The 1,597-nt window shown below is 64.8% G+C and carries 2 protein-coding genes; one reads left to right on the top strand and one right to left on the bottom strand.

The features are described 5' to 3' along the window. Positions 1-48 precede the first annotated feature (48 nt). The gene (locus tag AB0I41_RS35135; RefSeq protein WP_357115784.1) at positions 49-594 is read right to left on the bottom strand and encodes a nucleotidyltransferase family protein; all 546 of its coding nucleotides are present in this window, start codon (positions 592-594) and stop codon (positions 49-51) included. Between the two features lie 192 nt (positions 595-786). Between AB0I41_RS35135 and AB0I41_RS35130 the strand changes: the two genes are divergently transcribed. Then, positions 787-1,434, top strand: coding sequence for an immunity 21 family protein (locus AB0I41_RS35130; protein ID WP_357115781.1), 648 nt, complete (start codon positions 787-789; stop codon positions 1,432-1,434). Positions 1,435-1,597 lie beyond the last annotated feature (163 nt).

Below are 1,597 nucleotides of genomic sequence, written 5' to 3'. Positions count from 1 at the left end.
CTACCCGAGACCGCGTGGATCAACAAACCCGAAGACCAGCCAACTCACTCAACGAACCCCTGAACCAACCGCCCCGAAAAGGTTGACACCTTCCGCCACGCGGCGCTGTACCTTCGCGCGGCCCGCTGCGTTGTTGAAGGCTGGAGAGGGGCGGACAACCATTCCCACAAGGTCAGCCAGCCCATGGCAGGACACCAGGCGAACAGAGTCACCCCGCAGAGTAACCGCGAGGCACGTTGCCGTTTCGGGCCAGCGCGATATCGCGTCCAAGGCGGACGTGTAGGGCTCATCGCCATTACGCAGATGCATCCGTGCTTGATTACGAATCTCCCACGGCACCCCAGGCATGGCCACTATGGCTTGGGCTTCGGCGCGCTCGTCCTCGCGTGGGTCCAGCTTTTCCGGGTCGAAGTAGGCGACATCCACGTCGCGCTCTGGCGAGACCGGGAGGTTGCTGATCGCGTCCCAGACACGGTTGCGTACGAAGCCGGCACCGATCCACCAGTCCGGTAATCCAAGGTCGGCCGTAGCCCGAAGGACTCTCATTGCTCCCGGGTCTGACTCGATTACGCCCACAACATCCTGCGCGCTCATGACCACCCCAGGGACCCTAGACCAGCGGACGGACGCACCGCTTGCGAGGCGGGGGCTGAGGCAGAGCGAAGTCTGTCACCGACGTGCTTCGGCGCGATCACCACCGCAGACATCCGCTCTCATGCCGCGCTCCGCGCGCTACGCAGCGTCATGCCGAGCTGGTCTGGATGCCGTCCAGGCGTGTGCCGATGAATGCACAGCCAGGCGGCGGCCCGGCGACCGCCGATCTGTGGCAATCAGCTCTCCGGCCGTGACAACATTCTGCCGCGTCTTGGCCGGGCACTCATGTATCGCCGTGGCCTGGCAAGATCGCTGCGGGAGGTAGAGTCATTGCAGTACACGTGGGTTTCGTCGGCTGGCGGACCGCTGCTCGTCGCTCCGCAATCGGCGCTATCGCTGTGGACCGGTGCTGATACCGCGGATGGTCCCGTGGAGAGCTGGGGGGACTACGGCCGGGCGTGCGCGATCGACGGTTACGTCGGCGTGTTCGCCATCGGTCAGCGGCAGGCGCTTGTTCTGGGCGACGAGCCGGCAATGACGACGTACCTATCCTCGGAACGGCTGTTCCTGCGGTGGGCAGCGGCGTACGAGGAAGATGACCTGGTGAGCGCTGCACGCCGAGCGGTACGTGATGGCGTGAATTGGGACGCGGATGAGGATGTCCGCTGGGTGGTGGACGGGCCAGTCGTGATGTTCGATTCGGCGTGGCCCGGAGCGGAGTTGGAGCCCGACAACCACCTCGTGATCGATCTACGCCCGAGCGAATACCGGGTCAGAGCGACGTACCGCGCCGACGGTGACAACTGGATGATCCTCGTTCAGCTTCAACCCGTGCCATGAACTCGCACAGCCGGAGGCAGACGCGGGCTTGAGCGGGACATCCGGATCCGCGATCCGCGCAGGCGATCCCCTGTCTGTCAGGCTGAGATGAGGCAGCCGTTCCGGGAGCGTTAGGCTTGCCGGGAGACAGGAAGAGGATCATCGTGACACTACCCGGCACGCC

Origin of the sequence: Micromonospora sp. NPDC050200, assembly GCF_040656135.1 — a bacterium.
Classification (GTDB): domain Bacteria; phylum Actinomycetota; class Actinomycetes; order Mycobacteriales; family Micromonosporaceae; genus Micromonospora.
Note: the sequence above shows the minus strand (reverse complement) of the source record. Positions and strands in the feature narration are given on the sequence as shown.

Bases quoted from the DNA above. Each gene is read 5' to 3' on its own strand.
- AB0I41_RS35135 (WP_357115784.1), bottom strand. From the start codon at position 594: ATGAGCGCGCAGGATGTTGTGGGCGTAATCGAGTCAGACCCGGGAGCA.
- AB0I41_RS35130 (WP_357115781.1), top strand. From the start codon at position 787: ATGCACAGCCAGGCGGCGGCCCGGCGACCGCCGATCTGTGGCAATCAG.